25 protein-coding genes are annotated in these 26,269 nt (G+C 65.3%); 14 read left to right on the top strand and 11 right to left on the bottom strand.

Annotated features, from left to right (window positions below; translation table 11 throughout):
* Positions 1-214: 214 nt before the first annotated feature.
* Both dapF and mtaB read left to right on the top strand, forming a co-directional pair.
* A complete protein-coding gene (dapF, locus tag CIT40_RS01800) occupies positions 215-1,090 on the top strand; it encodes a diaminopimelate epimerase (RefSeq protein WP_094890685.1) in 876 nt (291 codons plus the stop codon).
* On the top strand, positions 1,090-2,346 hold the full coding sequence (mtaB, locus tag CIT40_RS01805) for a tRNA (N(6)-L-threonylcarbamoyladenosine(37)-C(2))-methylthiotransferase MtaB (protein WP_094890686.1): 1,257 nt from the start codon (positions 1,090-1,092) through the stop codon (positions 2,344-2,346). Before dapF ends, mtaB begins: the two co-directional genes overlap by 1 nt.
* A 144-nt stretch (positions 2,347-2,490) precedes the next feature.
* Here the strand turns inward: mtaB and CIT40_RS01810 are convergent, their stop codons facing one another.
* Positions 2,491-3,600, bottom strand: a complete 1,110-nt coding sequence (locus CIT40_RS01810) for a DUF2336 domain-containing protein (RefSeq protein WP_094890688.1) — start codon at positions 3,598-3,600, stop codon at positions 2,491-2,493.
* A gap of 285 nt (positions 3,601-3,885) precedes the next feature.
* Positions 3,886-4,587 carry an RluA family pseudouridine synthase gene (locus CIT40_RS01815; RefSeq protein ID WP_162307310.1) on the bottom strand — a complete coding sequence of 234 codons (702 nt, stop codon included), beginning with the start codon at positions 4,585-4,587 and terminating at the stop codon, positions 3,886-3,888.
* A gap of 78 nt (positions 4,588-4,665) precedes the next feature.
* On the opposite strand from CIT40_RS01815, the gene ftsY reads away from it, so the two are divergent.
* Positions 4,666-5,613, top strand: coding sequence for a signal recognition particle-docking protein FtsY (gene ftsY, locus CIT40_RS01820; RefSeq protein ID WP_094890692.1), 948 nt, complete (start codon positions 4,666-4,668; stop codon positions 5,611-5,613).
* 2 nt (positions 5,614-5,615) lie between these two features.
* Entirely contained in the window at positions 5,616-6,215 is a 600-nt protein-coding gene (locus tag CIT40_RS01825; RefSeq protein WP_094890694.1) for a septation protein A, read from the top strand.
* A 134-nt stretch (positions 6,216-6,349) separates the two neighbouring features.
* On the opposite strand, the gene CIT40_RS01830 is transcribed toward CIT40_RS01825, so the two are convergent.
* The 5 genes from CIT40_RS01830 to ccmA form a co-directional block, all read right to left on the bottom strand.
* Positions 6,350-6,943 carry a DsbE family thiol:disulfide interchange protein gene (locus tag CIT40_RS01830; protein ID WP_094890695.1) on the bottom strand — a complete coding sequence of 198 codons (594 nt, stop codon included), beginning with the start codon at positions 6,941-6,943 and terminating at the stop codon, positions 6,350-6,352.
* Positions 6,940-7,125 (bottom strand): heme exporter protein CcmD, encoded by a 186-nt coding sequence (ccmD, locus tag CIT40_RS01835; RefSeq protein WP_094890766.1) that lies wholly within the window; start codon positions 7,123-7,125, stop codon positions 6,940-6,942. Before ccmD ends, CIT40_RS01830 begins: the two co-directional genes overlap by 4 nt.
* Positions 7,122-7,913 (bottom strand): heme ABC transporter permease, encoded by a 792-nt coding sequence (locus CIT40_RS01840; RefSeq protein WP_094890696.1) that lies wholly within the window; start codon positions 7,911-7,913, stop codon positions 7,122-7,124. Before CIT40_RS01840 ends, ccmD begins: the two co-directional genes overlap by 4 nt.
* A gap of 103 nt (positions 7,914-8,016) precedes the next feature.
* A complete protein-coding gene (gene ccmB / locus CIT40_RS01845) occupies positions 8,017-8,685 on the bottom strand; it encodes a heme exporter protein CcmB (protein WP_028150494.1) in 669 nt (222 codons plus the stop codon).
* A 277-nt stretch (positions 8,686-8,962) separates the two neighbouring features.
* Positions 8,963-9,565: a heme ABC exporter ATP-binding protein CcmA gene (gene ccmA / locus CIT40_RS01850; protein ID WP_094890698.1), complete on the bottom strand. Its 603-nt coding sequence runs from the start codon at positions 9,563-9,565 to the stop codon at positions 8,963-8,965.
* 238 nt (positions 9,566-9,803) lie between these two features.
* Between ccmA and acnA the strand changes: the two genes are divergently transcribed.
* The 3 genes from acnA (at position 9,804) to CIT40_RS01865 (ending at position 14,442) form a co-directional block, all read left to right on the top strand.
* Positions 9,804-12,524 (top strand): aconitate hydratase AcnA, encoded by a 2,721-nt coding sequence (gene acnA, locus CIT40_RS01855; RefSeq protein ID WP_094890700.1) that lies wholly within the window; start codon positions 9,804-9,806, stop codon positions 12,522-12,524.
* A gap of 218 nt (positions 12,525-12,742) precedes the next feature.
* Entirely contained in the window at positions 12,743-13,519 is a 777-nt protein-coding gene (locus CIT40_RS01860) for a DUF1223 domain-containing protein (RefSeq protein WP_094890702.1), read from the top strand.
* Between the two features lie 554 nt (positions 13,520-14,073).
* Positions 14,074-14,442: a DUF2794 domain-containing protein gene (locus CIT40_RS01865; protein ID WP_094890704.1), complete on the top strand. Its 369-nt coding sequence runs from the start codon at positions 14,074-14,076 to the stop codon at positions 14,440-14,442.
* Positions 14,443-14,559: 117 nt separating this feature from the next.
* Here CIT40_RS01865 and CIT40_RS01870 read toward each other — a convergent pair whose 3' ends face one another.
* The 4 genes from CIT40_RS01870 to CIT40_RS01885 form a co-directional block, all read right to left on the bottom strand.
* Positions 14,560-15,090 carry a GNAT family N-acetyltransferase gene (locus CIT40_RS01870; RefSeq protein WP_094890705.1) on the bottom strand — a complete coding sequence of 177 codons (531 nt, stop codon included), beginning with the start codon at positions 15,088-15,090 and terminating at the stop codon, positions 14,560-14,562.
* Between the two features lie 339 nt (positions 15,091-15,429).
* Positions 15,430-16,221 carry a Bax inhibitor-1/YccA family protein gene (locus tag CIT40_RS01875; protein ID WP_028139228.1) on the bottom strand — a complete coding sequence of 264 codons (792 nt, stop codon included), beginning with the start codon at positions 16,219-16,221 and terminating at the stop codon, positions 15,430-15,432.
* 282 nt (positions 16,222-16,503) lie between these two features.
* A complete protein-coding gene (locus tag CIT40_RS01880; RefSeq protein ID WP_094890707.1) occupies positions 16,504-19,074 on the bottom strand; it encodes an ABC transporter permease in 2,571 nt (856 codons plus the stop codon).
* Entirely contained in the window at positions 19,071-19,790 is a 720-nt protein-coding gene (locus CIT40_RS01885; protein ID WP_094890767.1) for an ABC transporter ATP-binding protein, read from the bottom strand. The genes CIT40_RS01880 and CIT40_RS01885 overlap by 4 nt, the downstream gene beginning before the upstream one ends.
* A 55-nt stretch (positions 19,791-19,845) precedes the next feature.
* Between CIT40_RS01885 and CIT40_RS01890 the strand changes: the two genes are divergently transcribed.
* The 7 genes from CIT40_RS01890 to CIT40_RS01920 all read left to right on the top strand — a co-directional run bounded on the left by CIT40_RS01890 (position 19,846) and on the right by CIT40_RS01920 (position 26,257).
* The gene (locus CIT40_RS01890; RefSeq protein WP_162307311.1) at positions 19,846-20,481 is read left to right on the top strand and encodes an arylesterase; all 636 of its coding nucleotides are present in this window, start codon (positions 19,846-19,848) and stop codon (positions 20,479-20,481) included.
* Positions 20,482-20,655: 174 nt separating this feature from the next.
* Positions 20,656-21,192, top strand: coding sequence for an RNA 2',3'-cyclic phosphodiesterase (gene thpR / locus CIT40_RS01895; RefSeq protein ID WP_094890711.1), 537 nt, complete (start codon positions 20,656-20,658; stop codon positions 21,190-21,192).
* Between the two features lie 201 nt (positions 21,193-21,393).
* Positions 21,394-22,578, top strand: a complete 1,185-nt coding sequence (gene zapE / locus CIT40_RS01900; RefSeq protein WP_094890712.1) for a cell division protein ZapE — start codon at positions 21,394-21,396, stop codon at positions 22,576-22,578.
* Between the two features lie 178 nt (positions 22,579-22,756).
* Positions 22,757-23,725, top strand: a complete 969-nt coding sequence (gene mdh, locus CIT40_RS01905; RefSeq protein ID WP_094890714.1) for a malate dehydrogenase — start codon at positions 22,757-22,759, stop codon at positions 23,723-23,725.
* A 212-nt stretch (positions 23,726-23,937) separates the two neighbouring features.
* Positions 23,938-25,134, top strand: coding sequence for an ADP-forming succinate--CoA ligase subunit beta (gene sucC / locus CIT40_RS01910; protein ID WP_094890715.1), 1,197 nt, complete (start codon positions 23,938-23,940; stop codon positions 25,132-25,134).
* A gap of 4 nt (positions 25,135-25,138) precedes the next feature.
* Positions 25,139-25,618: a DUF1579 family protein gene (locus CIT40_RS01915; RefSeq protein ID WP_094890717.1), complete on the top strand. Its 480-nt coding sequence runs from the start codon at positions 25,139-25,141 to the stop codon at positions 25,616-25,618.
* A 3-nt stretch (positions 25,619-25,621) separates the two neighbouring features.
* A complete protein-coding gene (locus CIT40_RS01920) occupies positions 25,622-26,257 on the top strand; it encodes a hypothetical protein (protein WP_148667161.1) in 636 nt (211 codons plus the stop codon).
* Positions 26,258-26,269: the final 12 nt, after the last annotated feature.

A 26,269-nucleotide genomic window follows, 5' to 3' on the forward strand; every position in this document is an offset into this window, starting at 1 on the left:
GGACTTCGTCACCAGGACCTTGCCCACCAAGGCCCAAATCCGGCTCCGGCCCAGCCGCGCATCCCGGTTCGCAGCGAGCCGCGCCGTTCTAACACGCGAGCGCGGAATTCGTCTCATGACAGATGCGTCATGCCGGACCTCGACCACCGACCGCAAATCACTGGCCAAGCCGCCAAGGATCGCCATATAAGACAGGCGAAATTCGGGAATTTTCATGAGCGCGCTGGCCAACCATGCATTTGCCAAGATGAACGGCATCGGCAACGAGATCGTCGTTGTCGACATGCGCGATTCCGCAGCGAAGGTGACGCCGGACGACGCCCGAGCGGTGGCGTCGGCACATGGCGGCGTGGCTTACGACCAGCTCATGGTGCTCTCGAGGCCGCGGTTCGACGGCACCGAGGCCTTCATCAGCATCTACAACAATGACGGCTCGGAGGCCGGCGCCTGCGGCAACGGCATGCGCTGTGTGGTGCGGCGCATCTTCGAGAAGACCGGGCAGACCACCGCGACTTTCGAGACCGCGGCCGGCTTGCTCAACGCCTGGCAGGGCCCGGCGCCGGATCTCTACACCGTCGACATGGGGGCGCCGAAGTTCGGCTGGCAGGAGATTCCGCTGGCCGAGGAGTTTCGCGACACCCGCTACATCGAATTGCAGATCGGGCCGATCGACAATCCGATCCTGCATTCGCCCTCGGTGGTGAGCATGGGCAATCCGCATGCGATCTTCTGGGTCGAAGACGTCAACGCCTATGATCTCGAGCGTTTCGGTCCGCTGCTCGAAAACCATCCGATCTTCCCGGAGCGCGCCAATATTACGCTCGCCCACATCGTCGATCGCGACCATGTCACCATCCGCACCTGGGAGCGCGGCGCCGGCCTGACCAGGGCCTGCGGTTCGGCGGCCTGCGCCACTGCGGTTGCCGCCGCGCGGCTGAAGCGCACGGAGCGCTGTGTCGAGATCACGCTGCCCGGTGGCAAGCTCGGCATCGAATGGCGCGAGCGCGATGACCACGTGCTGATGACGGGTACGGCGACCTTCGAATATGAGGGCCGATTCGATCCGGCGCTGTTCGCGCCGGCCGCCTGATGGCGGTCGATATCGTCACCTTCGGCTGCCGCCTCAACGCCTTCGAGGCCGAGGTGATCCGCAGCAAAGCCGAAGGCGCGGGCCTTTCCGACACCATCGTCATCAACAGTTGCGCCGTCACCAACGAAGCGGTGGCGCAGGCGCGGCAATCGATCCGCAGATTGAAGCGCGAGCGGCCCGAGGCGCGCATCGTCGTCACCGGCTGCGCGGCTCAGACGCAAAGCGGCATGTTCGCCGACATGGCCGAGGTCGACCGCGTCGTCGGCAATGACGACAAGATGCGCGGGCAGGCCTGGCGCGAGGCCCGCGATGCCTTCGCTCTCGGCGCCGGCGAGAAGGTCGCCGTCAGCGACATCATGGCGGTGACGGAGATGGCGCCGCATCTGATCGACGGCTTTGCGAGCGGCCTGCCGCGCGTGTTCGTGCAGGTGCAGAACGGCTGCGACCACCGCTGCACCTTCTGCATCATCCCGTTCGGCCGCGGCAATTCGCGCTCGGTGCCGATGGGCGCGGTGGTCGAACAGGTGCGGACGCTGGTCGAACGCGGCCATGCCGAGATCGTGCTGACCGGCGTCGACCTCACCAGCTACGGCACTGACCTGCCCGGCACGCCCAAGCTCGGCATGTTGACCAAGCAGATCCTGCGGCACGTACCGGAGCTGAGGCGCCTGCGCATCTCCTCGATCGATTCGATCGAGGCGGATGCCGACCTGCTCGATGCTATCGCGGATGATGCGCGGCTGATGCCGCATCTGCACCTGTCGCTGCAATCCGGCGACGACATGATCCTGAAGCGCATGAAACGGCGGCATTTGCGGCAGGACGCGATCGCGTTCTGCGAGCAGGTCCGCCGCCTGCGCCCGGACATCGTCTTCGGCGCCGACATCATCGCGGGTTTCCCGACCGAGACGGAGGAGATGTTTTCGCGCTCGCTCGATCTCGTCGAGCAATGCGGCCTGACATTCCTGCACGTGTTCCCTTATTCGCCCCGTCCCGGCACGCCGGCCGCTCGGATGCCGCAGGTGGCCGGCGCTGCGATCAAGGAGCGTGCGAAGCGGCTGCGGGCGGCGGGCGAAGCGGCGCTGCGCAAGCGGCTGCAAGCGGAGATCGGCCTGATGCGCGAGGTGCTGATCGAGAGCGAGGGGCAGGGACGCACGGAGCACTATCTGCCGGTAGCGATTGCGGGCGAGCGCGTGGGCAGCGTGGTGCCGCGGACGATCACCGGCAGCGATGGCGAGCGGCTGGTCACACGATAGGTGTCGTCGCCCGGCTTGACCGGGCGACCCAGTACGCCGCGGCTTCTCGATTCAATCTCCGGCGTCTCTGGAATACTGGATCACCCGCCTTCGCGGGTGATGACAGTGTCAATCTTGGCGATCAACTGTGCTTCAAACGCCCCGCTACGACGCCCGCACCTGCCAGAACCGCAGCGTCCGCTTGGCATTCTCCGGCGTCATCCGCACGTAGTGCGCTTGCGCTCGTGCGAGATCCGCCGGCTTCATCGCGCCGGTCGCAAAACGGCATTCGAGCACGGCGGCGGTCGCTTCCCAGCTCAGCTGCGCCGCCTTGCACGGCACCAGGAGGCCGTCCTCTCGCAGGCTTTGCATCAGCGGGCGGATCACCTCGACGGTCGATCCGGACAGCGCGGCCAGCGCCGCGGCGGTCTCTTCATAGCGCCGCTGCGTGGCGAAACCGAGCAGCGTCGCTTCGCTGAGCTGGCCAGTCGCCTTGAGGCCTGCAACGGCGCGTTTGGCACCTTCGAAGTCGCGGACGCCCGACATCTCGCGATCGACACCGACCGCGACGGCGGCGATCGCGCTCTGGATTTCCTCGAACAGATGCGGCGGTGCGCGCGACAACAGGCGGGCGCGCACGGCATCGCTGGCCGAGCGCAGCAACCGGCGGCGCAGCTCCGACGGCAGATCGACGCGGACGCCGACGCCGACGGCAAGTTCGGGATCGGCCTCGGCCTGCCCGACCATGATTGCGAAACCGCTTCCCGAGACGCGCGCGCCGGGATTGGCGGCGAGCCGGCGGCTGACGCTCGGATAGCGGCGTGCCAGAAGTGCGTCGGTGACGATCTCCTTCAACCACCAGCGGCCGGCGATCGCGAGCAGATGCGGCTCGCCCTTGCTGGAGGCGATCTTCACCAGCTCGCCGTCGTCGAGGCGGGCGGATTCCTGCAGGACGGGACCTGCGATGCGGATCTCGTCATTGCTGGCGAGGCGGCGGATCACCGAGGGCGGCGCCTGCGCGACCGGCGCCAGCTGCGCGCTGATCTCGGCGAGCGCGATGCGTGCGCCCACGTCGGCAAGTGCCCGCAGCTCGATCGTGCCGATCAGGCGCTCGAGCACGTCGTCGAACAGCGCGATCTGCTCATCGTCAAAACTGCCGGCGGAGGACAGGAACAGGTCGGTGACGCGCCGGGCCGTTTCCAGGCCCTTTTCCGCCGAGCCGAGCCGAATCGCGGATTCGACTTCGTCGATGATCGATAGCCCGGCCGTGGACATGACGCGCAGCTCGTCCTGAGCAGATTGACGGAAGCTTGTTCTAAGCAACCGCTATCATGAGAGACGAGCACTGAAGGTTTCGTAAACCATCGGCGGGGAGTTGCTGGTTGGCGAGCTTCCGCCGCGAATGCGGTGCGCTCCCTCCCCCGTTTGCGGGGGAGGGCTGGGGAGAGGGTGTCTCCACATCGGGACAATCCCCCAGAGGAGAAAGCCCTCACCCGGATCGCTCCCGCGATCCGACCTCTCCCGCAAGCAAGCGGGAGAGGTGCACCGAGATTGCGGTGGCTACTCCCCGTTCCACCCGCAGGCCCTGAGCTTCTCGTGCATGTGGGGCGGGGCCGGCGCGACGACGCGGACGGGCTCCTTGTTCCGGGAGATCGGCACCACGATCTCGCGGGAATGCAGATGCAGCTTCGGCTCGCCGAAACGCGGACCGTTGCCGTAGATGTTATCGCCGAAGATCGGCCAGCCGCTGGCTGAGGCATGCACGCGCAATTGATGAGTGCGGCCCGTCACCGGTTCCATGGCGAGCCAGGTGAAGCCGTCGCCGCGGCCCATCACTTTCCAGTTGGTGACCGCCTTTTGTCCTTCCGGATCAGGCTTCTGCCACCAGCCGCGTTCGGCGTTGAGCCGGCCGAGCGGCATGTCGATGGTGCCCTCATCCTCGGCAGGGCCGCCCTCGACCACGGTCCAGTAGGTCTTGCCGATCTTGCCGTGCTTGAACAGGAGGCCGAGCGAGGCCGTTGCCTTGCGGTGGCGGCCGAGCACGAGGCAGCCGGAGGTGTCCTTGTCCAGCCGGTGAGCCAGCACCGGCGGCCGCGGCAGGCCGAAACAGAGCGCGTCGAACGAGGCCTCCAGATTGGCGCCACCCTTGGGGCCGCGATGCACGGGAAGCCCGGCCGGCTTGTCGATAATCAGCATCAGCCCGTCGCGATGGAGCACGCGCGCCAAAATATCGTCGGCGGTCAATTGGGGAACATCGAGCAATTGCAACACTTTCGTTATCGGCGAGACTTTCGGTCAAGACTTTCGTTTAGGGGCGGGAACGGCTAACACACCGGCACCATGAACGATACCAATTCAGATCCCCCCAAGTTGAGCTGGTGGCGCCGCCTGTCGAACGGGCTGAAGCGCACCTCGTCCTCGCTCGGGACCGCGGTCGCCGACCTCGTCACCAAGCGCAAGCTCGACCGCGCCATGCTCGACGACATCGAGGACGTGCTGCTGCGGGCCGACCTCGGCACCTCAGTCGCGGTCCGGATCGCGGAAGCCGTCGGCACCGGCCGCTACGATAAGGCGATCTCGGCGGACGAGGTCAAGGACGTCGTCGCCACCGAAGTGGAGAAGGTGTTGGCGCCGGTGGCAAAGCCGCTCGAGATCGATAGGGCCAAAAAGCCGTTCGTGATCCTCGTGGTCGGCGTCAACGGCTCCGGCAAGACCACCACCATCGGAAAACTCTCGCAAAAACTCGCATCCGAAGGCCGCAAGGTGATGCTGGCCGCCGGCGATACGTTTCGCGCCGCGGCGATCGAGCAGCTCAAGGTCTGGGGCGAGCGCACCAAGACGCCGGTCATCGCGGGCGCGCAGGGCTCGGATTCGGCGAGTCTCGCCTTCAACGCGCTGACGGCGGCGAAGGAGCAGGCCATCGACGTGCTGCTGATCGACACCGCCGGCCGCTTGCAGAACAAGGCCGAGCTGATGAACGAGCTCGAAAAGGTCGTGCGCGTGATTCGCAAGGTGGATGACACTGCGCCGCATGCCGTGCTGCTGGTGCTCGACGCCACCGTCGGCCAGAATGCGCTGTCGCAGGTCGAGGCCTTCCATCGCACGGCGGGGGTCACCGGCCTCGTGATGACGAAACTCGACGGCACCGCGCGGGGCGGCATTCTGGTCGCGCTCGCGGAGAAGTTCAAACTGCCGGTGCACTTCATCGGCGTCGGCGAAGGCGTCGACGATCTCGCACCGTTCACCGCGCGCGACTTCGCCCGCGCCATCGCCGGGATCGAAAGCTGAGAATGGACAAGACCCAGCCGCATCCGCTGTTCAAGCTCGCGACCGAGCTCGGTCCGCTGCTCGTGTTCTTCTTCGTCAATGCGAAGTTCAATCTGTTCGCCGCCACTGGCGCCTTCATGGTCGCGATCGTGGTGGCGATGATCGCCTCCTACGTGGTGACGCGCCACATCCCGATCATGGCGATCGTCACAGGCGTGATCGTGCTGGTGTTCGGCACGCTGACGCTGGTGCTGCACGACGAGACCTTCATCAAGCTCAAGCCGACCATCATCTACGGCCTGTTCGCCGCGATCCTCGGCGGCGGCCTGCTGTTCGGCCGCTCCTTCATCGCCGTGATGTTCGACCAGATGTTCAATCTGACGCCGCAAGGCTGGCGCATCCTCACGCTGCGCTGGGCGCTGTTCTTCGCCGGCATGGCGGTGCTGAACGAGATCGTCTGGCGCACCCAGAGCACGGACTTCTGGGTGAACTTCAAGGTGTTCGGCGTGACCCCGATCACGATGATCTTCGCCATCGCCCAGATGCCGCTGACCAAACGCTACCACCTCGAGCCGGCGTCGCTGGAGGCGAGCGAGGCCGAGGCGGGGGATGTGAGGAAGTAGCTCTCGTGTCCCGGACGCGCGAAGCGCGAGCCGGGACCCAGACTCTCTCCGAAAATACTGCCGTTGTGACATGGGCCCCGGCTCTGCTGCGCATCACTTCGTGCTGCGCAGCGTCCGGGGCACGAGCCAGGAGCTTAGCTCCCCGCCTTCAGCGCTTTCTCCATCTGCGGCAACAGCACCGTGCGCAGATTGTCCGGCGTGATCGGGCCGACCAGCTTGTAGACGATGGTGCCCTCGCGGCCCACGACGAAGGTTTCGGGCACGCCGTAGACCCCCCATTCGATCGAGGCGCGGCCGTTGGCGTCGACGCCGACGCGGCCGAACGGGTTGCCGTAGCGCCCGAGGAAGCGGCGCGCATTGTCGGAGGCGTCCTTGTAATTGATGCCGACCAGCTCGAAGCGCTTGTCCTTGGCGAGCTCGGTCAAAAGCGGCGCCTCGTCGTGGCAGGGCACGCACCAGGACGCCCAGACATTGACGAGGCTGACCTTGCCCTTGAACGTGGCGGGATCGAGACCCGGCACCTGCGCGTTGTCGATCTGCAATCCCTCGAGCGGCGGCAGTGCCGTCTGCGGCGCCGGACGACCGATCAGCGCGGAGGGAATCCGCGAGGGATCGCCGCTGCCGAGCCGGAACCAGAACAGCAGCGCCAGGCCGATGAAGGCGATCAGCGGCAGCACCATCAGGAAGGTGCGGCGCTGCGGCGGTACGGAAGTCGATTGTTCGCTCATGACGCGTCCATCGCGCTGCGGCCGGAGCGGCGGGTGATGCCGCGCTCCTCGAGCTCGCGCAGGCGCTGCGTCTGGTTGCGATAGTCGAGCACGATCCAGCCGATCAGGATCGCGACCACGACGGCCGCCGCGGCATAGGACGTCACGATGAAAGATGCATAGGGACCGAGCGACATGATCAGGCGGCCCCGACTTCGTTCGACGCGTTGTGTCCGCGCGCGCCGGCGCCCATTTCGCTCGAGAACGCGACACGGCTCGCCTGCATCATCTGCAGGGAGCGGACGCGGCGACGCAGGATTTCGTTGCGCATCGCCGCCAGATGCAGCGTGACGAACAGCAGCGTGAATGCGATCGCCATCACCAGCAGCGGAATCAGGAACGACTTGTCGAGGGCGGAGCCGCCCATGCGCATCACCGAGGCCGGCTGGTGCAGCGTGTTCCACCAATCGACCGAGAACTTGATGATCGGCAAATTGAGTGCGCCGACAAGCGTCAGCACGGCGGCGGCGCGCGCCGCGCGCGAGGGATCGTCGACCGCGCGCCACAGCGCCATCAGGCCGAGATACATCAGGAACAGGATCAGCACCGAGGTCAGCCGCGCATCCCACTCCCAATAGGTGCCCCACATCGGCCGGCCCCACAGCGAGCCCGTCAGCAGTGCGAGGAAGGTGAAGGCCGCGCCGATCGGCGCTGCGGCCTTGGCGGCGACGTCGGCAAGCGGATGCCGCCACACCAGCGTGCCCAGCGAGGCGATGCTCATCACGCCCCAGACGAACATCGACAGCCACGCATTAGGCACGTGGATGAACATGATCTTCACCGTCGCGCCCTGCTGGTAGTCGTCGGGCGCCAGCGCGGCCTGGTAGAGACCGATCGCGAGCAGGAGCACGGTGGCGGCCGCAAGCCACGGCAGGACCCGCGCTGTGAGCGCGAGGAACCGCGTGGGGTTGGCGAGGTCGATCAGCGTCATGGTACCCTGATAATCGTCGGTGGCCGCTCAGGCAATCAGCACGAAAGACCGTCGCGAAAGTTGATCGGGGTCAAGGTCAATCGCGCTCTCAGTCGAGCCCATTTCAGTCAAGTCCGTGCCGCAGGCTCGCTGCGGCTGCGAAGGGGCCGATCACGAGGCTGACCAGCGACAGCGCGCACAGGATCGAGAACGGCGCCCCGAATGTCATGGGGCCAACGATCACGGCCTGCGAGGCCGCAACCCCGAAGATCAGCACGGGAATCGACAGCGGCAGCACCAGCACCGCCATCAGCAGACCGCCGCGGTGCAGCGTCACCGCCAGTGCCGCGCCGATCATGCCGGTGAAAGTCAGCGCCGGGGTGCCGGCCAGCAGCGTCAGCGCCACCGCTCCGGTCGCGACCATGTCGAGGTTGAGCAGGAGGCCGAGCACGGGGGTTGCGACAATCAGCGGCAGGCCGGCCGCCAGCCAATGCGCCAGCGCCTTGGCGGCGCAGGCGAGTTCCAGCGGCGTCCGGCTCATCGTGATCAGGTCGAGCGAGCCATCCTCGTGATCGGCCATGAACAGCCGGTCGAGGGTCAGCAGGCTCGCCAGCAGCGCGCCGAGCCAGAGGATGGCCGGCCCCAGCCGCGACAGCAGCGCCAGATCCGGCCCGACCGCGAACGGCATCAGGACCACGACGGTCAGGAAGAACAGCACGCCGATCAGCGCCCCGCCGCCGACGCGGAGGGCGATCCTGATGTCCCGGCGGATGAGGGCGGAGAGGGCGGTCATCGGAAGGCCCTTTCGGCGGTCCGGCCATGGGAGCCGGGCTGGGGCCGCGAGGACGGTGCGCTCCCTCCCCCCTTGTGGGGGAGGGCGGGGGAGAGGGGTAGCTCCGGGAGTGATGTTCGATAAGCGCCAGTCGCTAGCAACAGAGCCCCTGTTTCGCCAACGCTAGAAACGAGAGGTCTTGCCGAGTGGCACCCCCCTCCCTGACCCTCCCCCGCAAGGGGGGAGGGAACGGAGAGGCCGAGGGCCAGCCGCTCGGAAAGCTGAGGGTCCATCCGCATCACGCCACGCCCCCGATCCGCAGCTCCCGCGCCTCGATCCCCAGCGGCGCATGGGTCGCCGCAACGATCAGGCCGCCGCGCGCGAGGTGTTCGCGCATCAGGCCGCCGAACATGTCCTGGCCGGCCACGTCCAGCGCGTTGGTCGGCTCATCCAGCAGCCAGACCGGGCGGCGGACGGTCAGCAGCCGCGCCAGCGACAGCCGGCGGCGCTGGCCGGCCGACAGGAAGCCGGCGGGCAGGTGGGTGGCATGGTCGAGCCCCACCGTGGCGAGGCTCCCGGCGAAGTCGAAACGCTCGCCGCCAAGGAAATCGGCCCAGAATGACAGGTTTTCCGCCACGCTGAGCGCCGGCTTCAGGGCATCGCGATGGCCGAGATAGTGGCACTGCTCCGGCAGCGTCAGCTCGGCATCGCCGCCCTCCAGCGCGATCGTCCCGCCCGCCGGCACCAGCAGGCCCGCGATCAGCCGCAGCAGCGAGGTCTTGCCCGACCCATTGCGGCCGACGACCGCCACCGCTTCGCCGGCGACGGCTGCGAAATCGAGCCCGGCAAATACCTCGCGGCCGCCGCGCACGCAGGCGACCCCGCGTCCGGCGAGTCTCATCTGGCCTGGTATCAACCCGCTCACAGTCAGGCCCAGGAAAACTTGGGGTAGCGCATCAGAATTTTTGGCTCGCGACTTGCTGGGTTCGATTGTGGCTGTGGCGGCGCGGTTAGAAAGCTTCTATAAGCCCGGAACTACTTGATGCAGCAACTCAACCTGCCCCTGCAAGCGGCCCAGCCTGATACGCTGACGGTGTTAAGATACCCTGCCGGGTATAGCTAACAATTGGGATTCCTACATGACCTCGCTCGACAGCTTCAAATGCAAAAAGACCCTCAAGGTCGGCGCCAAGACCTATGTCTATTACAGCCTGCCCACGGCCGAGAAGAATGGTCTGAAGGGAATTTCGAAACTTCCCTATTCGATGAAGGTCCTGCTCGAAAATCTCCTGCGCAATGAAGACGGCCGCACGGTCAAGAAGGAAGACATCGTTGCGGTCTCGAAATGGCTGCGCAAGAAGTCGCTGGAGCACGAGATCGCCTTCCGCCCGGCGCGCGTGCTGATGCAGGACTTCACCGGCGTGCCGGCGGTGGTCGACCTCGCCGCGATGCGCAACGCGATGCAGAAGCTTGGCGGCGATGCCGAGAAGATCAACCCGCTGGTCCCGGTCGACCTCGTCATCGACCATTCCGTGATCGTGAACTTCTTCGGCGACAACAAGGCCTTCGGCAAGAACGTCGCCGAGGAATACAAGCAGAACCAGGAGCGCTACGAGTTCCTGAAATGGGGCCAGAAGGCGTTCTCGAACTTCTCCGTCGTGCCGCCCGGCACCGGCATCTGCCACCAGGTCAATCTCGAATATCTCTCCCAGACGGTCTGGACCAAGAAGGAGAAGATGACGGTCGGCAAGAAGACCGGCACCTTCGAGGTCGCCTATCCCGATTCGCTGGTCGGCACCGACTCCCACACCACCATGGTCAACGGTCTCGCCGTGCTCGGCTGGGGCGTCGGCGGCATCGAGGCGGAAGCCTGCATGCTCGGCCAGCCGCTGTCGATGCTGCTGCCGACCGTCGTCGGCTTCAAGCTGAAGGGCGCGATGAAGGAAGGCGTCACCGCGACCGACCTCGTGCTGACCGTGACGCAGATGCTGCGCAAGCTCGGCGTGGTCGGCAAGTTCGTCGAGTTCTTCGGCCCCGGCCTCGACAATCTCTCCGTCGCCGACAAGGCGACGATCGCCAACATGGCGCCCGAATACGGCGCGACCTGCGGCTTCTTCCCGGTCGACGCCGCCACGATCGACTACCTCAAGACTTCCGGCCGCGCCGCGCCGCGCGTTGCGCTGGTGCAGGCCTATGCCAAGGCACAAGGGCTGTTCCGCACCGCCAAGTCGGCCGATCCGGTGTTCACGGAAACCCTGACGCTCGATCTCGCCGACGTCGTGCCGTCGATGGCCGGTCCGAAGCGTCCCGAAGGCCGCATCGCGCTGCCGTCGGTCGCGGAAGGCTTCTCGCTTGCGCTGGGCACCGAGTACAAGAAGGCCGAAGAGCCGACCAAGCGCTTCGCCGTCGAAGGCAAGGACTTCGAGATCGGCCATGGCGACGTCGTCATCGCCGCCATCACCTCCTGCACCAACACCTCGAACCCGAGCGTGCTGATCGGCGCCGGCCTCTTGGCCCGTAACGCCGCCGCGAAGGGCCTGAAAGCAAAACCGTGGGTGAAGACCTCGCTCGCCCCGGGCAGCCAGGTCGTTGCGGGTTATCTCGCCGATTCCGGTCTGCAGAAGGATCTCGACAAGGTCGGCTTCAACCTGGTCGGCTTCGGCTGCACCACCTGCATCGGCAATTCCGGTCCGCTGCCTGAGGAGATCTCGAAGTCGATCAACGACAACGGCATCGTCGCCGCCGCCGTGCTCTCCGGCAACCGCAACTTCGAAGGCCGCGTCTCGCCGGACGTGCAGGCGAACTATCTGGCCTCGCCGCCGCTGGTGGTCGCGCACGCGCTCGCCGGCAGCGTTACCAAGAACCTCGCCGTCGAGCCGATCGGCGAGGGCAAGGACGGCAAGCCGGTGTACCTCAAGGACATCTGGCCGACGACGAAGGAGATCAACGCCTTCATGAAGAAGTTCGTCACTTCGGCGATCTTCAAGAAGAAGTATGCCGACGTGTTCAAGGGCGACGCCAACTGGCGCAAGATCAAGACGGTCGAGAGCGAGACCTATCGCTGGAACATGTCGTCGACCTACGTGCAGAACCCGCCCTATTTCGAAGGCATGAAGAAGGAGCCGGAGCCGGTCACCGACATCGTCGAGGCGCGCATCCTCGCCATGTTCGGCGACAAGATCACCACCGACCACATCTCGCCGGCCGGTTCGATCAAGCTCACCTCGCCCGCCGGAAAATATCTCAGCGAGCACCAGGTGCGTCCCGCCGACTTCAACCAGTACGGCACGCGCCGCGGCAACCATGAAGTGATGATGCGCGGCACCTTCGCCAACATCCGCATCAAGAACTTCATGCTGAAGGGCGCCGACGGCAACATTCCCGAGGGCGGTCTGACCAAGCATTGGCCCGACGGCGAGCAGATGTCGATCTACGATGCCGCGATGAAGTACCAGCAGGAGCAGGTGCCGCTGGTGGTGTTCGCCGGCGCCGAATACGGCAACGGCTCCTCGCGCGACTGGGCGGCCAAGGGCACCCGTCTGCTCGGCGTCCGCGCCGTGATCTGCCAGAGCTTCGAGCGCATCCATCGCTCCAATTTGGTCGGCATGGGCGTGCTGCCGCTCACCTTCGAGGACGGCACCTCCTGGTCGTCGCTCGGCCTCAAGGGCGACGAGAAGGTCACGCTGCGTGGCCTCCAAGGCGACCTCAAGCCGCGCCAGAAGCTGACCGCGGAGATCGTTTCCGGCGACGGCTCGCTGCAGCGCGTTTCGCTGCTCTGCCGCATCGATACGCTGGACGAGCTCGACTACTACCGCAACGGCGGTATCCTGCACTACGTGCTGCGCAAGCTCGCTGCTTAAGCGCGAATTTGTGAACGGTGGCTCACCGCGACGTGAGTAGAAGGTTAAACGAAGGCGGCCTATCACAAGGCCGCCTTCGTGCGTTTGCGGCATGTTTCAGATGGGCCCGTCCGGCGAGAATCGCCTGGATGGTTGAGCATGTCGCGCCCCGTAAGACTACGGTGACCATCCGGCGATAAGATCACCCTTCCCACGAGCAATGGTGTGCGGCGTTCGACATGACAACAATGACGGCTTCTCATCTGGGTTCACGTTGGTCCGGCGCGCTCTGGTCGGGAGCTCTCGGCATCTGTGCGATCGTCGCCGTCATCCGTCCTGCCGAGGCTGACCCCCGCGCCGTCGTCGAATTGTTTACCTCGCAGGGCTGCTCGTCATGCCCGCCCGCCGACCAGATCATCGGCGATCTCTCCAAAGACCCCTCGATCATCGCGCTGAGCATGCCGATCGACTATTGGGATTATCTTGGCTGGAAGGACACGCTGGCGGATTCGCGTTTCTCTGCACGGCAACGTGCCTATTCGCGCATGCGCGGCGACCGCGAGGTCTACACGCCGCAGGTCGTGGTCAACGGCTCCACCCATGTCATCGGCAGCGATCGTGCCGGCATCGAGAGCGCGATCGGCAAGACCGACAAGGGTACGGGCGTGATGAGCGTGCCGGTGACGATGTCGCTCGCGGGCAAGCAGATCAACGTGTCGGTGGCCGCGAGCAACGAGCCGGCCGTCTCACATGGCGAGGTCTGGATCTGCTCGATCGCCAAGTCGGTCCCGATCGCGATCACCCGCGGCGAGAATCGCGGGCAGCAGGTCACCTATCACAACGTGGTGCGCAACCTGCTCAAGGTCGGTGACTGGACCGGGCGTTCGGAAAGCTGGACGGTGCCGATCGAGAACCTCACACGCGACGGCGTCGACGGCGCGGTGGTCTATGTCCAGGACGGCAGCCGCGACAAGCCCGGCACGATGCTGGGCGCGGCGTACACGTCGCTGCACTGAGTCGAGATACGCAAAGCTGCTAGCGCTTTGTCATTCCGGGGCTCGCGGAGCGCGAGGCCGGAATCCATTTGTCAGCGGATATGGTCTCGATGGTTTCTCAGGTGCGCAATTGCGCACGATAGCTCGCGCCGAGTGGCGCGCCCCGGAATGACAGCGGGCCCAGAAACATCCTGACATAAACAAAAAGGACCAACTTGCGTTGGCCCTCCTTGTTGTGCGCACAGACCCGATCCTGTTCGACCCCGGGGGGCTGGGGGCTGAGGAATCCGGAACCGAAAGGACCGGGTCAACGCACATGAATCTTTTCGCAATGCAGGGCGGCAGGCGCTAGGCGGAAAAGCGGCGAGACTATGATTCCTGCTAACGATCCCGTGACGGTTTGCCGCGACAGAGTTCCACCATTGCGTGTGCACTGATTGGCACCCGATTCGACCAGTTGAATCAGGAGCCTCTTGCGGCGCTGACCGGTTGGCGCAATCATGCACTTGTCATGATCCGGGTTCCGGGGACGGTCTTCGCGGACGGGGTCATGCCGTGCGATGAGGAAGCGCTCCATGAGTCTGTCGGAGGATGCCGATCCGAGCGAGCAGCGCGCGGCGGCGCGCCCCGCTGCTGCGGCCGCGCAGCTGAGCCGGGTGACGTTCAACCGGCTCGAGCTGCACCGTATTCTCAATCTCTACGGCCGCATGGTCGCCGACGGCGAGTGGCGCGACTACGCCATCGACTTCCTCAGGGATCGCGCCGTGTTCTCGGTCTATCGCCGTGCCTCGGAAGTGCCGATCTACCGCATCGAGAAGGACCCGCGGCTGGCGCGCAAGCAGGGCATGTACAGCGTGATCTCGGCGACCGGCCTGATCCTGCGCCGCGGCCACGAGCTGGAGCGCGTGCTGCTGGTGATCGATCGCAAGCTGGCGGTGGTGTAGCCATCCGAATGGTGCCGTAGTGTCGTAGGGTGGGCAAAGGCGTTCTTGCGCCGTGCCCACGTCTTCTCTCGATCGCGACGAGCGCGTGGGCACGCTGCGCTTTGCCCACCCTACCAACTACTTCGTCGGAACGCTCTTCCCGCCCTCGCCGAGATCCCGCTGCATCATCACCGTATCGAGCCAGCGGCCGAACTTCAGCCCGACATTGGGATGCGTGCCGATCATCTTGAAGCCGCCCTTGGTGTGGACGCCGATCGAGCCGGCATTGGCCGAATCTCCGATCACCGCGATCATCTGGCGGAAGCCCCGCGCCTCGCATTCGGCGACCAGCCGGTCCAGCAGCTTCGAGCCGACACCGCGGCGGTGGAAAGAGGGATCGAGATAGATCGAGTTCTCGACCGTGAAGCGGTAGGCCGGGCGCGGGCGGTAGGCGCCGGCATAGGCATAGCCGGCCACGCGGCCGTCGAGCATGGCGACGAAATAGGGATAGCCGCCGTCCACCAGCGCGCGGTAGCGCCGCGTCATCTCGGCGAGATCAGGCGGTTCCAGCTCGAACGTCGCGGTGCCCTCGCGGACGGCCTGCTGGTAGATGGGGGTGATGGCGGGAAGGTCGGCCTCGGTCGCGGCCCTGATGTCTGGTGCGGTCATAGGGGAGAGATTAGAGCGTTCCCGCGGTGGCCGGAAGAGGCGTCGCCGCCCCCGCACCTGTCATTGCGAGCGCAGCGAAGCAATCCAGAAATGCATCCGTGGAGGGACGCTGGATGCTCCCGCCTTCGCGGACAAGTCGTCGCGCCACAAATGGGAAGGCCATCTTCGTAGCCCGGATGGAGCGCAGCGAAATCCGGGGCAGGTTCATCTGCGGGCTCGACCTTCCCGGATTGCGCTGCGCTCCATCCGGGCTACGGGCACGGGATGTGGCTGCCATCCCCCAAACAAAAACCCCGGCCTTTCGGCCGGGGTTCGTGTCCGTTCGTCCTGGTCTATCGCTTAGTCGCGCTGGCCGAGGAGCTGCAGCAGCAGCGTGAACAGGTTGATGAAGTTCAGGTACAGCGACAGTGCGCCGGTGATGGCCGCACGCTCTGCGATGTCACCGCCGGCGGAAGCATAGCCGTAGATGTAGTCGTTCTTCAGCCGCTGGGTATCCCAGGCGGTGAGGCCCGCGAACACCAGCACGCCGACCACCGACACGATGAACTGCAGCATCGAGCTCGCCAGGAACAGGTTCACCAGGCTCGCGATGATGATGCCGATCAGGCCCATGAACAGGAACGAGCCCATTCCGGTGAGGTCACGCTTGGTGGTGTAGCCGTAGAGGCTCAGCGCACCGAAGGTGGCCGCGGTGATGAAGAACACCCGCACGATCGAGGTGTGCGTGAACACCAGGAAGATCGACGACAGCGAGATACCCATCAGCGCCGCGAATACCCAGAACAGGATCTGGGCGGTCGAGGGAGCCAGACGGTTGATGCCCGCCGAGATCACGAACACCATGGCGAGCGGCGCCAGCATGAACAGCCATTTCAGCGGGCTGACGAACATCGCGTAGCCGAACGGCGTCAGGAACAGCTTGCCGACACGGACGGCGTCCGCGGTCGGCACGTCGGTCACGGCGGCCATGTAGACGCCGAGCGCGGCAAGGCCGGTGATGGCGAGGCCGATGCTCATGTAGTTGTAGATGCGCAGCATGTAGGCGCGCAGGCCGGCATCGACCGTCGCGGCGTCAACACGCCCGGCGGCCCTGCCGAAAGGAGAAGCGTAGTTACGGTCTAGGTCCGACATGGTCGAATTCCCGTTGGTTGGTCCGGTCCGGCATGAGGGTCGCCATGCCGCCCGGTTCGTCAAATTCTATCTCGGATACCGATGCCTGCCGACTAAATTCTGGCTAACAATCGGGACTCCGAACCCATTGGATATGTGGGAAACTAACACATCAGCTGCAACCTTCCACGCGCGGCTGAATGTCGCCCTTGGCGGCAATCCTGACGCGAACCTGACGAGCGATCGTGGTTAATCGCGGGAATCGTGCGATTTCGCGCTCCTGCCGCCATCCGCTACATTTTGTCACAAATTCCGCAACACCGTGGCGGGCTTTTTGTTCAATGCCAGCAGCGTGCCGGCAAGCCCGAGCCCGACGGTGACGACCAGCGCGGCTGCGACCACGCCGGCCGCGCTGCCGGCCTGCCAGACGAAACTCAGCGTCATCAGCCGCGTCACGATCATCCAGGCCGCGACGCTGCCGGAGATCACGCCGAACATCGCGGTCGCGAGCCCGATCAGGAGGTATTCGAGCGCATAGGCGCCGAGCAGCCGCAGCCGCGTCGCGCCCAGCGTCTTCAGGATCACCGCATCGTAGACCCGGTGGCGATGGCCGGCGGCCAGCGCGCCGCCGAGCACCAGGATCGCCGAGATCAGGGTCACGGCGCTGGCGCCGCGAATCGCCAGCGCCAGATTGGTCACCACGGAGCCGACCGTCTCCATCACCTCGCGCACGCGCACGCTCGTCACCGTCGGATAGGCGTCGGCGACCTGCTTGATGATCTTGCCGTCGCCTGCGGCAGTTCCGCCCGTTTCCGTCAGCGTCGCGATATGAGTGTGCGGGGCGCCCTTGAACGCGTTCGGCGAGAACACCAGCACGAAGTTGATGCCCATCCCCTGCCAGTCGATGGTGCGCAGATTGCCGATTTTGGCCGGGATGTCGCGGCCGAGCACGTTGACCACGATTTCGTCACCGAGCTTGAGGCCGAGCCCGTCGGCGATCTTCTTCTCCATCGAGACCAGCGGCGGCCCGGAATAGTCGGCGCGCCACCATTCGCCCTCGACCACCTTGGAGCCCTTCGGCAGCTCCGCCGTATAGGTCAGGCCGCGGTCGCTCTGCAGCACCCATTCCGAATCGGTGGTCGGCTTGAGGTCCTCGGCGCGCACGCCGCGCGCTCCGACGATGCGCCCGCGCAGCATCGGCACGTCCTCGACGGTCGCGCCCGGCGCGATCTTGCGGAGATAGTCGTCGAACGGTGCGGCCTGCGTGCTCGGGATGTCGATGAAGAAGAACGACGGCGCGCGGTCCGGCAGGGCCGCCAGGAACTGCCGTCGCAGATTGCCGTCGATCTGGGTGATGGTGACGAGCACGGCCAGCCCGAGCCCCAGCGACAGCACCACCGAGGGCGTCAGCGCGCCCGGCCGGTGGATATTGGCAATCGCGAGCCGCAGCATCGGCAGCCGCGAGCGCGGCAGCCGTCGCGCGATCGCCATCAGCAGGGCGGCGATGCCGCGCAGCAGGGCGAACACGACGACCGAGGAGGCCACGAACACCGCGGCAATGCGCTTGTCGAACGACAATCCGATCACGACCGCGATCAGCAGCGCCACCACGACGGCCATGAACACGAGATAGCTTGCGCGCGGCCGATGCCATTCCGAGCTGATGGTGTCGCGGAACAGCGCGGCCACCGGTACGTCGTGGACGCGCCCGAGCGGCCACAGGCCGAAGGCGAGCGCGGTGAGCAGGCCATAGAGGAAGGACAGCGCGAGCTCGTCGGCATGCACGGCCGGCACCACAGGCAGCGGCAAGAGCTTGCCGAACAGGCCGACGATGGCGAAGGGCATGGCGGCGCCGAGTACGAGGCCGATCGCCGAGCCGATCGCGGCGAGCAGGAGAACCTGCGCCAGATAGATGCCGAACACGTCGCGTCCGGTGGCGCCGACGGCCTTGAACGCGGCGATCACCTCGAGCTTGCGGTCGATATGGCTCTTCACGGCATTGGCGACGCCGACACCGCCGACCAGCAGCGCGGCAAGGCCGACCAGCGTCAGGAACTGCGTGAAGCGGCTGATGTTGCGTTCGAGCTGCGGCGAGGCGTTGGAACGGCTGCGGATCTCCCAGCCGGCCTGCGGCGCGGCGCTCCGCGCGTCCGAGATGAAGGTCTCGGTGGCACGCTCGCTGTTGCCGGCCTCAGGCAGCTTCACCCGGTAGACCCAGCGCACCAGGCTGCCGGGCTGGATCAGGCCGGTGGCGCGCAGGCCCGCCTCGCTGATCAGGAAGCGCGGGCCGAAGCCGATGCCGCCGGCGAGCTTGTCGGGCTCGGCTTCGACGGTCGAGCGGATCTGGAAGGTCGCGGAGCCGATGGTGACGCGGTCGCCGGTCTTCAACGACAACCGCGCCAGCAGCGTCGGATCGGCGGCGGCGCCGAATGCGCCGTCGCGCTCCGCGAGCAGTTCGGACATCGGCAGCGGCGGCGCCAGCGTCAATTGTCCCAGCATCGGATAGGTGTCGTCGACCGCTTTCATCTCGACCAGCGCGAGCTGGCCGTCGGCCGCGCGCGCCATGCCGCGCAGGGTCGCCGCGGTCGAGACCGTGCCGCGCGAGCGCAGGAAGGCGACCTCTTCGGGCTTGGCTTCGCGCTGGAACAGCACGAAGGAGACGTCGCCGCCGAGCAGGGTGCGGCCCTCGCGGGCAAGACCGTCGGAGAGGCTCGCCGACACCGAGCCGACGCCGGCGATGGCCATCACGCCGAGCGCGATGCAGGCGATGAAGACGTAGAAGCCGCGCAAGCCTCCGCGCAATTCGCGCAGCGCGTAACGCAGCGACAGCGCGATGCCGTTTGGCCTCGCGAACGGTTCGGCAGCGATGCTCATGCCGGCACAGACTGGGTGTCGATGCGGCCCGAGCGCAGGCGGATCACGCGATCGCAGCGATGCGCGAGTGAGGAATCGTGCGTGACCAGCACCAGCGTCATGCCACGCTCGGCATGCTTGCTGAACAGCAGGTCGACGATCTGCTTTCCGGTCGTCTCGTCGAGATTGCCGGTCGGCTCGTCCGCGACCAGGATGGCCGGATCGGGCGCCAGCGCGCGGGCGAGCGCGACGCGCTGCTGCTCGCCGCCGGACAATTGCGTCGGATAATGATGCAGGCGGTCGCCGAGCCCGACCGATTGCAGCTCCTGTGCCGCGCGCTTGGCGGCATCGGGATTGCCGGCGAGCTCCAGCGGCACCGCGACGTTCTCCAGCGCCGTCATGGTCGGGATCAGATGAAAGGACTGGAAGACGATACCGACCTGGCGGCCGCGGAAACGGGCCAGCGCGTCCTCGTCGAGGGCATTGAAAGGCGTGCCTGACACCACCACCTCTCCGCTATCAGGACGCTCCAGCCCCGCCATCACCATCAGCAGCGTGGATTTGCCCGAGCCTGACGGGCCGATCAGGCCGATCGTCTCGCCCGAGCCGACCCGCAAGCTGATATCCTTGAGGATGTGAACGCGTGCCGCCCCCGTTCCCAATGAGAGATTGACGTTGGAGATGGCGATGGTGTCCGCCGAGGCGGCAAGCGATGAGGATTCGATGCGAGTGTCCATGGTCCGGTCATATGGCAACTCCGCTAGCGCGGTCGAGGGGCGTTACGGATTGTTCATGCACATAGCCGTGTTGATGCTCGCCTTCATGACAATAACGAACCCGGCTTGGGCGGACGCGACAAAACCGGTCACGCTCGTCGTTCTCGGCGATTCCTTGAGTGCGGGACTCGGTCTCCCGGCTCAGGCGGCATTCCCGCAGAAGCTCCAAAAGTCTTTGCAGGCCAAGGGTATAGCCGTCGACATCACCAATGCCGGGGTGTCCGGCGACACCTCCTCGGGCGGCCGCGACCGGCTCGACTGGTCGGTCCCCGACGGAACCGACGGCGTCATCGTCGAACTCGGCGCCAACGACGCACTGCGCGGCGTCGATCCCGATTTGACGCGCGCCGCGTTGACCGACATCGTCCAGCGGCTGAAGGCGCGCAAGATCGCGGTGATGCTGTGCGGCATGCTGGCGCCGCCGAATTACGGCGCCGATTATGCCGCGCGCTTCAATTCGATTTATCCGGACCTCGCGAAGACATTCGACGTGCCGCTCTATCCGTTCTTCCTCGACGGCGTTGCGGCCGACGCCAAGCTCAACCAGGCCGACGGCATCCATCCGACCGCCGAAGGCGTCGACATCATCGTCGCCAACATCATGCCCACCGCGGAGGCATTCCTCGGCGCGATCACTGAGCAACGACGTTGAAAAGCAGGCAACGCTAACCTTAATTCCCAGGGTTTTCACGGGGTAAGGTTCGCGATGCTTCGCAGAGTCACACAAACGCGATAGGAATCAGGGTACCGGTGATTCGTCACCGGCTCTAAAATTTGGATATGATCCTTCCCAGGGATCATGCCCAAGCATCGGGAGTGAGAAACGATGCCGCGTTTGTTCACTGGTCTGGAAATCCCGGCTGAAGTCAGCCAGACGCTTTCCAATTTAAGGGGCGGCCTTCCCGGCGCCCGCTGGATCGATCCCGAAAATTATCACGTCACCCTGCGCTTCATCGGCGATATCGACGGCCTGTCCGCCAACGAGATCGCATCGATGCTGTTTCGCGTCGACCGCAAGCCCTTCGAGGTGAAGGTGCAGGGGCTGACGAGTTTCGGCGGACGCAAGCCGCGCGCGGTGGTCGCCACCATCGCGCCGAGCAAGCCGCTGATGGACTTGCAGGCCGAGCTCGAGCGCATGATGCAGCGGATCGGCCTCGATCCCGAAGGCCGCAAGTTTATCCCGCATGTCACGCTGGCCCGGCTGCACGACGCCACTGATCGCGACGTCGCCGATTATCTCTCCATGCGCGGCTACTTTCCGAGCAAGGCGTTCACGGCGGAACGGTTCGTGCTGTTCTCGTCGCGCGCATCGACCGGCGGCGGTCCGTATGTGGTCGAGGACGCCTACGAGCTGTGTGAGTAGCGCCGCTCTCGTGCCCCGGACGCAGTGCGCCACGCAGTGGTGCGCTGCTGAGCCGGGGCCCATCGCTCCATGAACGAAACAGTGGGTCCCGGCTCTGCGCAGCGTCACTGCGTGCCGCAGCGCGTCCGGGACACGCAACGCATAGCGCCCTGCACCAATTGACGGCTTGCAATTTCCCCCGGTCTCTGGCGGTAAAGGGCCATGCTCTCGACCCCCAGTTCCCCCTTCAGCGAAGCCTATCAGGCCCAGATCGCCTCCGGCGCGATCGAGCCGGATGCCGCGCAAGCCGAGGTCGCGGCGGCTTATGCCGCGCTCGACCAGCGGCTCGCGGCTTACAAGCCCGCGCGCAAGCAGGGCCTGCTCGCCCGCCTGTTCAGCAGCGACAAGGACGAGGCACCGCACGGGCTCTACATCCACGGCGAGGTCGGCCGCGGCAAGACCATGCTGATGGATCTGTTCTTCCAGCATGCCTCGGTCGAGCACAAGCGGCGGGCGCATTTCCACGAATTCATGGCGGATGTGCACGAGCGCATCTACGATTACCGCCAGAGCATCGCACGCGGCGAGATCGCCGACGGCGACGTCATCGCGCTGACTGCGAATGCGATTTTCGAGGAGAGCTGGCTGCTCTGCTTCGACGAATTCCACGTCACCGACATCGCGGACGCGATGATCCTGGGCCGCCTGTTCGCAAAGTTGTTCGAGCTCGGCACCGTCGTGGTCGCGACCTCCAACGTCGCGCCCGACGATCTCTACAAGGGCGGCCTGAACCGGTCGCTGTTCCTGCCCTTCATCAAGCAGATCACCGATCACATGGACGTCGCGCGGCTCGATGCGCGTACCGACTTCCGCCTGGAGAAGCTGCAGGGCGTGCCGATGTGGCTGACGCCGGCGGACGCCGATGCGGACGCCGCGCTCGACCGCGCCTGGTCGCGGATGTCGGGTAGCGCCAAATGCCGCTCGCGCGACATTTCGATCAAGGGCCGCATCCTGCACGTGCCGTGCTCGGCCCATGGCGTTGCGCGGTTCTCGTTTGCCGATCTCTGCGAGAAGCCGCTGGGAGCATCTGACTACCTCAGGCTGGCGCACGACTATCACACCATCCTGGTCGACCATATTCCAGTGATGGACCTGTCCCAGCGCAATGCCGCCAAGCGATTCATCACGCTGATCGACGCGCTCTATGACAATGCGGTGAAGCTGATGGCCTCGGCCGACGCCAACCCGATCTCGCTCTACCTCGCCCATGAGGGCACCGAGGCCATGGAGTTCAAGCGGACCGCCTCGCGCCTGATCGAGATGAGCTCGGAATCCTATCTGGCGCTGGCTCACGGCCGCAAGGATTCCACCGCCAGCGGCTCCACCAAGGGCCTGGTAGAGACTTAAGTCCTATCCCCGCCGTGATTCCGGGCTCGTGCTTCGCGCGCCCCGGAATGACGGGCTTGTATGGCTGCTATCGCGCCAAGCCCGACAATTGGGCATCCGGCGACTTGAACGGGGGAGGCGAAAGGGATAACCACCCGTCTCAGTTTTCCCTCCTTACGTGTCTAAAGGACAGGCTCACATGGCGCGCGACAAGATTGCTTTGATTGGCTCCGGTCAGATCGGCGGAACGCTGGCTCATCTCATCGGCCTGAAAGAGCTGGGCGACGTGGTGATGTTCGACATCGCCGAAGGCGTGCCGCAGGGCAAGGCGCTCGACATCGCGCAGTCCTCGCCGGTCGACGGTTTCGACGCCCACTACACCGGCGCCAACTCCTACGAAGCGCTCGACAATGCCAAGGTCTGCATCGTCACCGCCGGCGTGCCGCGCAAGCCCGGCATGAGCCGGGACGACCTTCTCTCCATCAACCTCAAGGTCATGGAGCAGGTCGGCGCCGGCATCAAGAAGTACGCCCCCGACGCCTTCGTCATCTGCATCACCAACCCGCTCGACGCGATGGTCTGGGCGCTGCAGAAGGCCTCGGGCCTGCCGCACAAGAAGGTCGTCGGCATGGCCGGCGTGCTGGATTCCTCGCGCTTCCGCTACTTCCTGGCCGACGAATTCAACGTCTCGGTCGAGGACGTCACCGCCTTCGTGCTCGGCGGCCATGGCGACACCATGGTGCCGCTGGTGAAGTACTCCACCGTCGCCGGCATCCCGCTGCCAGACCTCGTCAAGATGGGCTGGACCTCGCAGGCGCGCCTCGACGAGATCGTCGACCGCACCCGCAACGGCGGCGCCGAGATCGTCAATCTGCTCAAGACCGGCTCGGCCTTCTACGCGCCGGCCGCCTCCGCGATCGCGATGGCCGAGAGCTATCTGCGTGACAAGAAGCGCGTGCTGCCCTCGGCCGCGTACCTGAACGGCGAATACGGCGTGAAGGACATGTATGTCGGCGTGCCCGTCGTGATCGGCGCCAAGGGCGTCGAGCGCGTCGTCGAGATCGAGCTCGCCGGCAAGGACCGCGAGGCCTTCGACAAGTCGGTCGGCGCGGTACAGGGCCTGGTCGACGCCTGCAAGAAGATCGCACCCGACCTTCTCGGCAAGTAATTCAAGCATTCCCCGCCGAAGACCGAAACCCGGTCTTCGGCGGTTTCACTTCCGGGGCCTGGTTGACGAACTTGGCGGGGTTTCCGGATCCGGCAGTCCAGAGATTTGAGGCAGAGAATCCGGGTTTGCAGTTCCTGTGGTATATGGTATGCCAGCCACAAGACTGAGGTGGGCCCAAGAGGTCACCGCCCGCGGGTTCAGGGAGCGACCATATGAATATCCATGAATATCAGGCCAAAGCGCTGCTGGGTGAGTTCGGCGTCCCGATCTCCAAAGGCGTGCCGGTGCTCAAGGCCGCAGATGCGGACGCCGCCGCCAAGGCGCTCCCCGGTCCGGTCTATGTGGTGAAGAGCCAAATCCATGCCGGCGGCCGCGGCAAGGGCAAGTTCAAGGAAGCTTCCGCCGGCGACAAGGGCGGCGTCCGCATCGCCAAGTCGGCCGCCGAGGTCACCGAATTCGCCAAGCAGATGCTCGGCGCCACGCTGGTGACGATCCAGACCGGGCCCGCCGGCAAGCAGGTCAACCGCCTCTACATCGAGGACGGCTCCGACATCGACAAGGAATTCTATCTCTCGATCCTGGTCGACCGCGAGACCTCGCGCGTCTCGTTCATGGTGTCGACCGAAGGCGGCGTCAACATCGAGGACGTCGCGCACAACACGCCGGAGAAGATCGTCACCTTCTCGGTCGATCCCGCGACCGGCATCATGGCCCATCACGGCCGCACCGTCGCCAACGCGCTGAAGCTCACGGGCGATCTGGCCAAGCAGGCCGAAAAGCTCACCGCGCAGCTCTACGCGGCGTTCGTCGCCAAGGACATGGCGATGCTGGAGATCAACCCGCTGGTCGTGACCAAGCAGGGCCAGCTCCGGGTGCTCGACGCCAAGGTGTCGTTCGACGACAACGCGCTGTTCCGTCATCCCGAGGTGCTCGCGCTGCGCGACGAGACCGAGGAAGACGCCAAGGAAATCGAGGCGTCCAAATACGACCTCAACTACGTCACCCTCGATGGCAACATCGGCTGCATGGTCAACGGCGCCGGTCTTGCCATGGCGACGATGGACATCATCAAGCTCTACGGCATGGCGCCGGCCAACTTCCTCGACGTTGGCGGCAGCGCCAGCAAGGAGAAGGTCGCCGCCGCGTTCAAGATCATCACCGCCGACCCGAACGTGAAGGGCATCCTGGTCAACATCTTCGGCGGCATCATGAAGTGCGACGTGATCGCCGAGGGCGTCACCGCTGCGGTGCGCGAGGTCGGTCTCAGCGTGCCGCTGGTGGTTCGTCTCGAAGGCACCAATGTCGAACTCGGCAAGAAGATCATCCGCGAATCCGGCCTGAACGTGGTGCCGGCCGACAATCTCGACGACGCCGCGCAGAAGATCGTGAAGGCCGTCAAGGGAGGCTAAGGCCATGGCCCAGGACCATCTCGCCGCATCATCCTCGCTTCCCGAGCACGCGCGTCTTTCCGCGTTCGCCGGCGAATGGGATGGCGAAGAGGTGGTCTTCCCGTCGCGCTGGACGGCGGGCGGGCCGGCGACATCGCGCACCGTCGCGCGCATGGATCTCAACGGCTTCTATCTGATCCAGGACAGTGTCCAGATGCGCGACGGCAAGCAGGTCTTCGCCACCCACGGCATCTTCACCTGGGATCGCGACGACCGGACCTACAAGCTGTTCTGGTACGATTCGCTCGGCTACACGCCGCCTTCGCCCGCTTCCGGCGGGTGGGTCGGCAACACCCTGACGCTGGTGCGCGGCTCGCTCCGCGGCAATGCGCGCCACGTCTACGACGTCATCGACGACAATTCCTATTCGTTGAAGATCCAGTTCTCGCCGGACGCGGAAGGCTGGGCCGACGTGCTCACCGGCGTCTACCGTCGGGTGCACTGACCCGTGGGCGCGTTAAACGAAAGCTTGTCCGTCGATATGCGCTTTGCGGTCGCCTTCGTATCGGCGCAGGTTCTGGCGTCGACCGCTTTCGCCGAAGTGCCGTCGGACAAAATGGTCACGACTCTCGATAGTATCTGTGTCGCGCCGACGTCCTCCGAAGCGATGATGGCTGCCGGTGAAAAAACTGCCATCGCAGGAAACTGGAAGTCGCTCCGGTCGGGCCCCGCGCCGATGCCAATTATGCACAATGAGAATGGTCCGAAGATGTCCTTCGAAAGTGCATGGGATCTCGGTGCCGGCGCATCTTTGACCATCTCGATTGTGCGGCCTGAGCAGCCCGGTCTCAAGTATGACATTTGCCTCATTAAGCCGGCCGCCCACGTAGACAGCGAAGAATTGACTGCCGCGATTGCCCGCCAATTCGGCTCGACGCTCACGAAGGACACATCGGGAAGGTTCAAGAACCAGGAGGCGTGGTTCTTCACTCAAGAGAAGGCACGAGGAAACTGCGGAAAGCAGGTCATCTTTTCGCGCGGTTCAGGCCAACCTGAAGCTCTCATCTTTACGAACTTTGCATACCCCAACGACGGCCAATGGGACGTGATGGCTAAACACACGACGCGCTGTCCAACTCAATAACTCGTTCTGAAA

Origin of the sequence: Bradyrhizobium amphicarpaeae, assembly GCF_002266435.3 — a bacterium.
Lineage (GTDB): Bacteria > Pseudomonadota > Alphaproteobacteria > Rhizobiales > Xanthobacteraceae > Bradyrhizobium > Bradyrhizobium amphicarpaeae.

Coding starts and splice junctions, on each gene's coding strand:
- dapF (WP_094890685.1), top strand. CDS start 215: ATGAGCGCGCTGGCCAACCATGCATTTGCCAAGATGAACGGCATCGGC.
- mtaB (WP_094890686.1), top strand. CDS start 1,090: ATGGCGGTCGATATCGTCACCTTCGGCTGCCGCCTCAACGCCTTCGAG.
- CIT40_RS01810 (WP_094890688.1), bottom strand. CDS start 3,600: ATGTCCACGGCCGGGCTATCGATCATCGACGAAGTCGAATCCGCGATT.
- ftsY (WP_094890692.1), top strand. CDS start 4,666: ATGAACGATACCAATTCAGATCCCCCCAAGTTGAGCTGGTGGCGCCGC.
- CIT40_RS01825 (WP_094890694.1), top strand. CDS start 5,616: ATGGACAAGACCCAGCCGCATCCGCTGTTCAAGCTCGCGACCGAGCTC.
- CIT40_RS01830 (WP_094890695.1), bottom strand. CDS start 6,943: ATGAGCGAACAATCGACTTCCGTACCGCCGCAGCGCCGCACCTTCCTG.
- CIT40_RS01840 (WP_094890696.1), bottom strand. CDS start 7,913: ATGACGCTGATCGACCTCGCCAACCCCACGCGGTTCCTCGCGCTCACA.
- ccmB (WP_028150494.1), bottom strand. CDS start 8,685: ATGACCGCCCTCTCCGCCCTCATCCGCCGGGACATCAGGATCGCCCTC.
- ccmA (WP_094890698.1), bottom strand. CDS start 9,565: ATGAGACTCGCCGGACGCGGGGTCGCCTGCGTGCGCGGCGGCCGCGAG.
- acnA (WP_094890700.1), top strand. CDS start 9,804: ATGACCTCGCTCGACAGCTTCAAATGCAAAAAGACCCTCAAGGTCGGC.
- CIT40_RS01860 (WP_094890702.1), top strand. CDS start 12,743: ATGACAACAATGACGGCTTCTCATCTGGGTTCACGTTGGTCCGGCGCG.
- CIT40_RS01865 (WP_094890704.1), top strand. CDS start 14,074: ATGAGTCTGTCGGAGGATGCCGATCCGAGCGAGCAGCGCGCGGCGGCG.
- CIT40_RS01870 (WP_094890705.1), bottom strand. CDS start 15,090: ATGACCGCACCAGACATCAGGGCCGCGACCGAGGCCGACCTTCCCGCC.
- CIT40_RS01875 (WP_028139228.1), bottom strand. CDS start 16,221: ATGTCGGACCTAGACCGTAACTACGCTTCTCCTTTCGGCAGGGCCGCC.
- CIT40_RS01880 (WP_094890707.1), bottom strand. CDS start 19,074: ATGAGCATCGCTGCCGAACCGTTCGCGAGGCCAAACGGCATCGCGCTG.
- CIT40_RS01885 (WP_094890767.1), bottom strand. CDS start 19,790: ATGGACACTCGCATCGAATCCTCATCGCTTGCCGCCTCGGCGGACACC.
- CIT40_RS01890 (WP_162307311.1), top strand. CDS start 19,846: ATGCACATAGCCGTGTTGATGCTCGCCTTCATGACAATAACGAACCCG.
- thpR (WP_094890711.1), top strand. CDS start 20,656: ATGCCGCGTTTGTTCACTGGTCTGGAAATCCCGGCTGAAGTCAGCCAG.
- zapE (WP_094890712.1), top strand. CDS start 21,394: ATGCTCTCGACCCCCAGTTCCCCCTTCAGCGAAGCCTATCAGGCCCAG.
- mdh (WP_094890714.1), top strand. CDS start 22,757: ATGGCGCGCGACAAGATTGCTTTGATTGGCTCCGGTCAGATCGGCGGA.
- sucC (WP_094890715.1), top strand. CDS start 23,938: ATGAATATCCATGAATATCAGGCCAAAGCGCTGCTGGGTGAGTTCGGC.
- CIT40_RS01915 (WP_094890717.1), top strand. CDS start 25,139: ATGGCCCAGGACCATCTCGCCGCATCATCCTCGCTTCCCGAGCACGCG.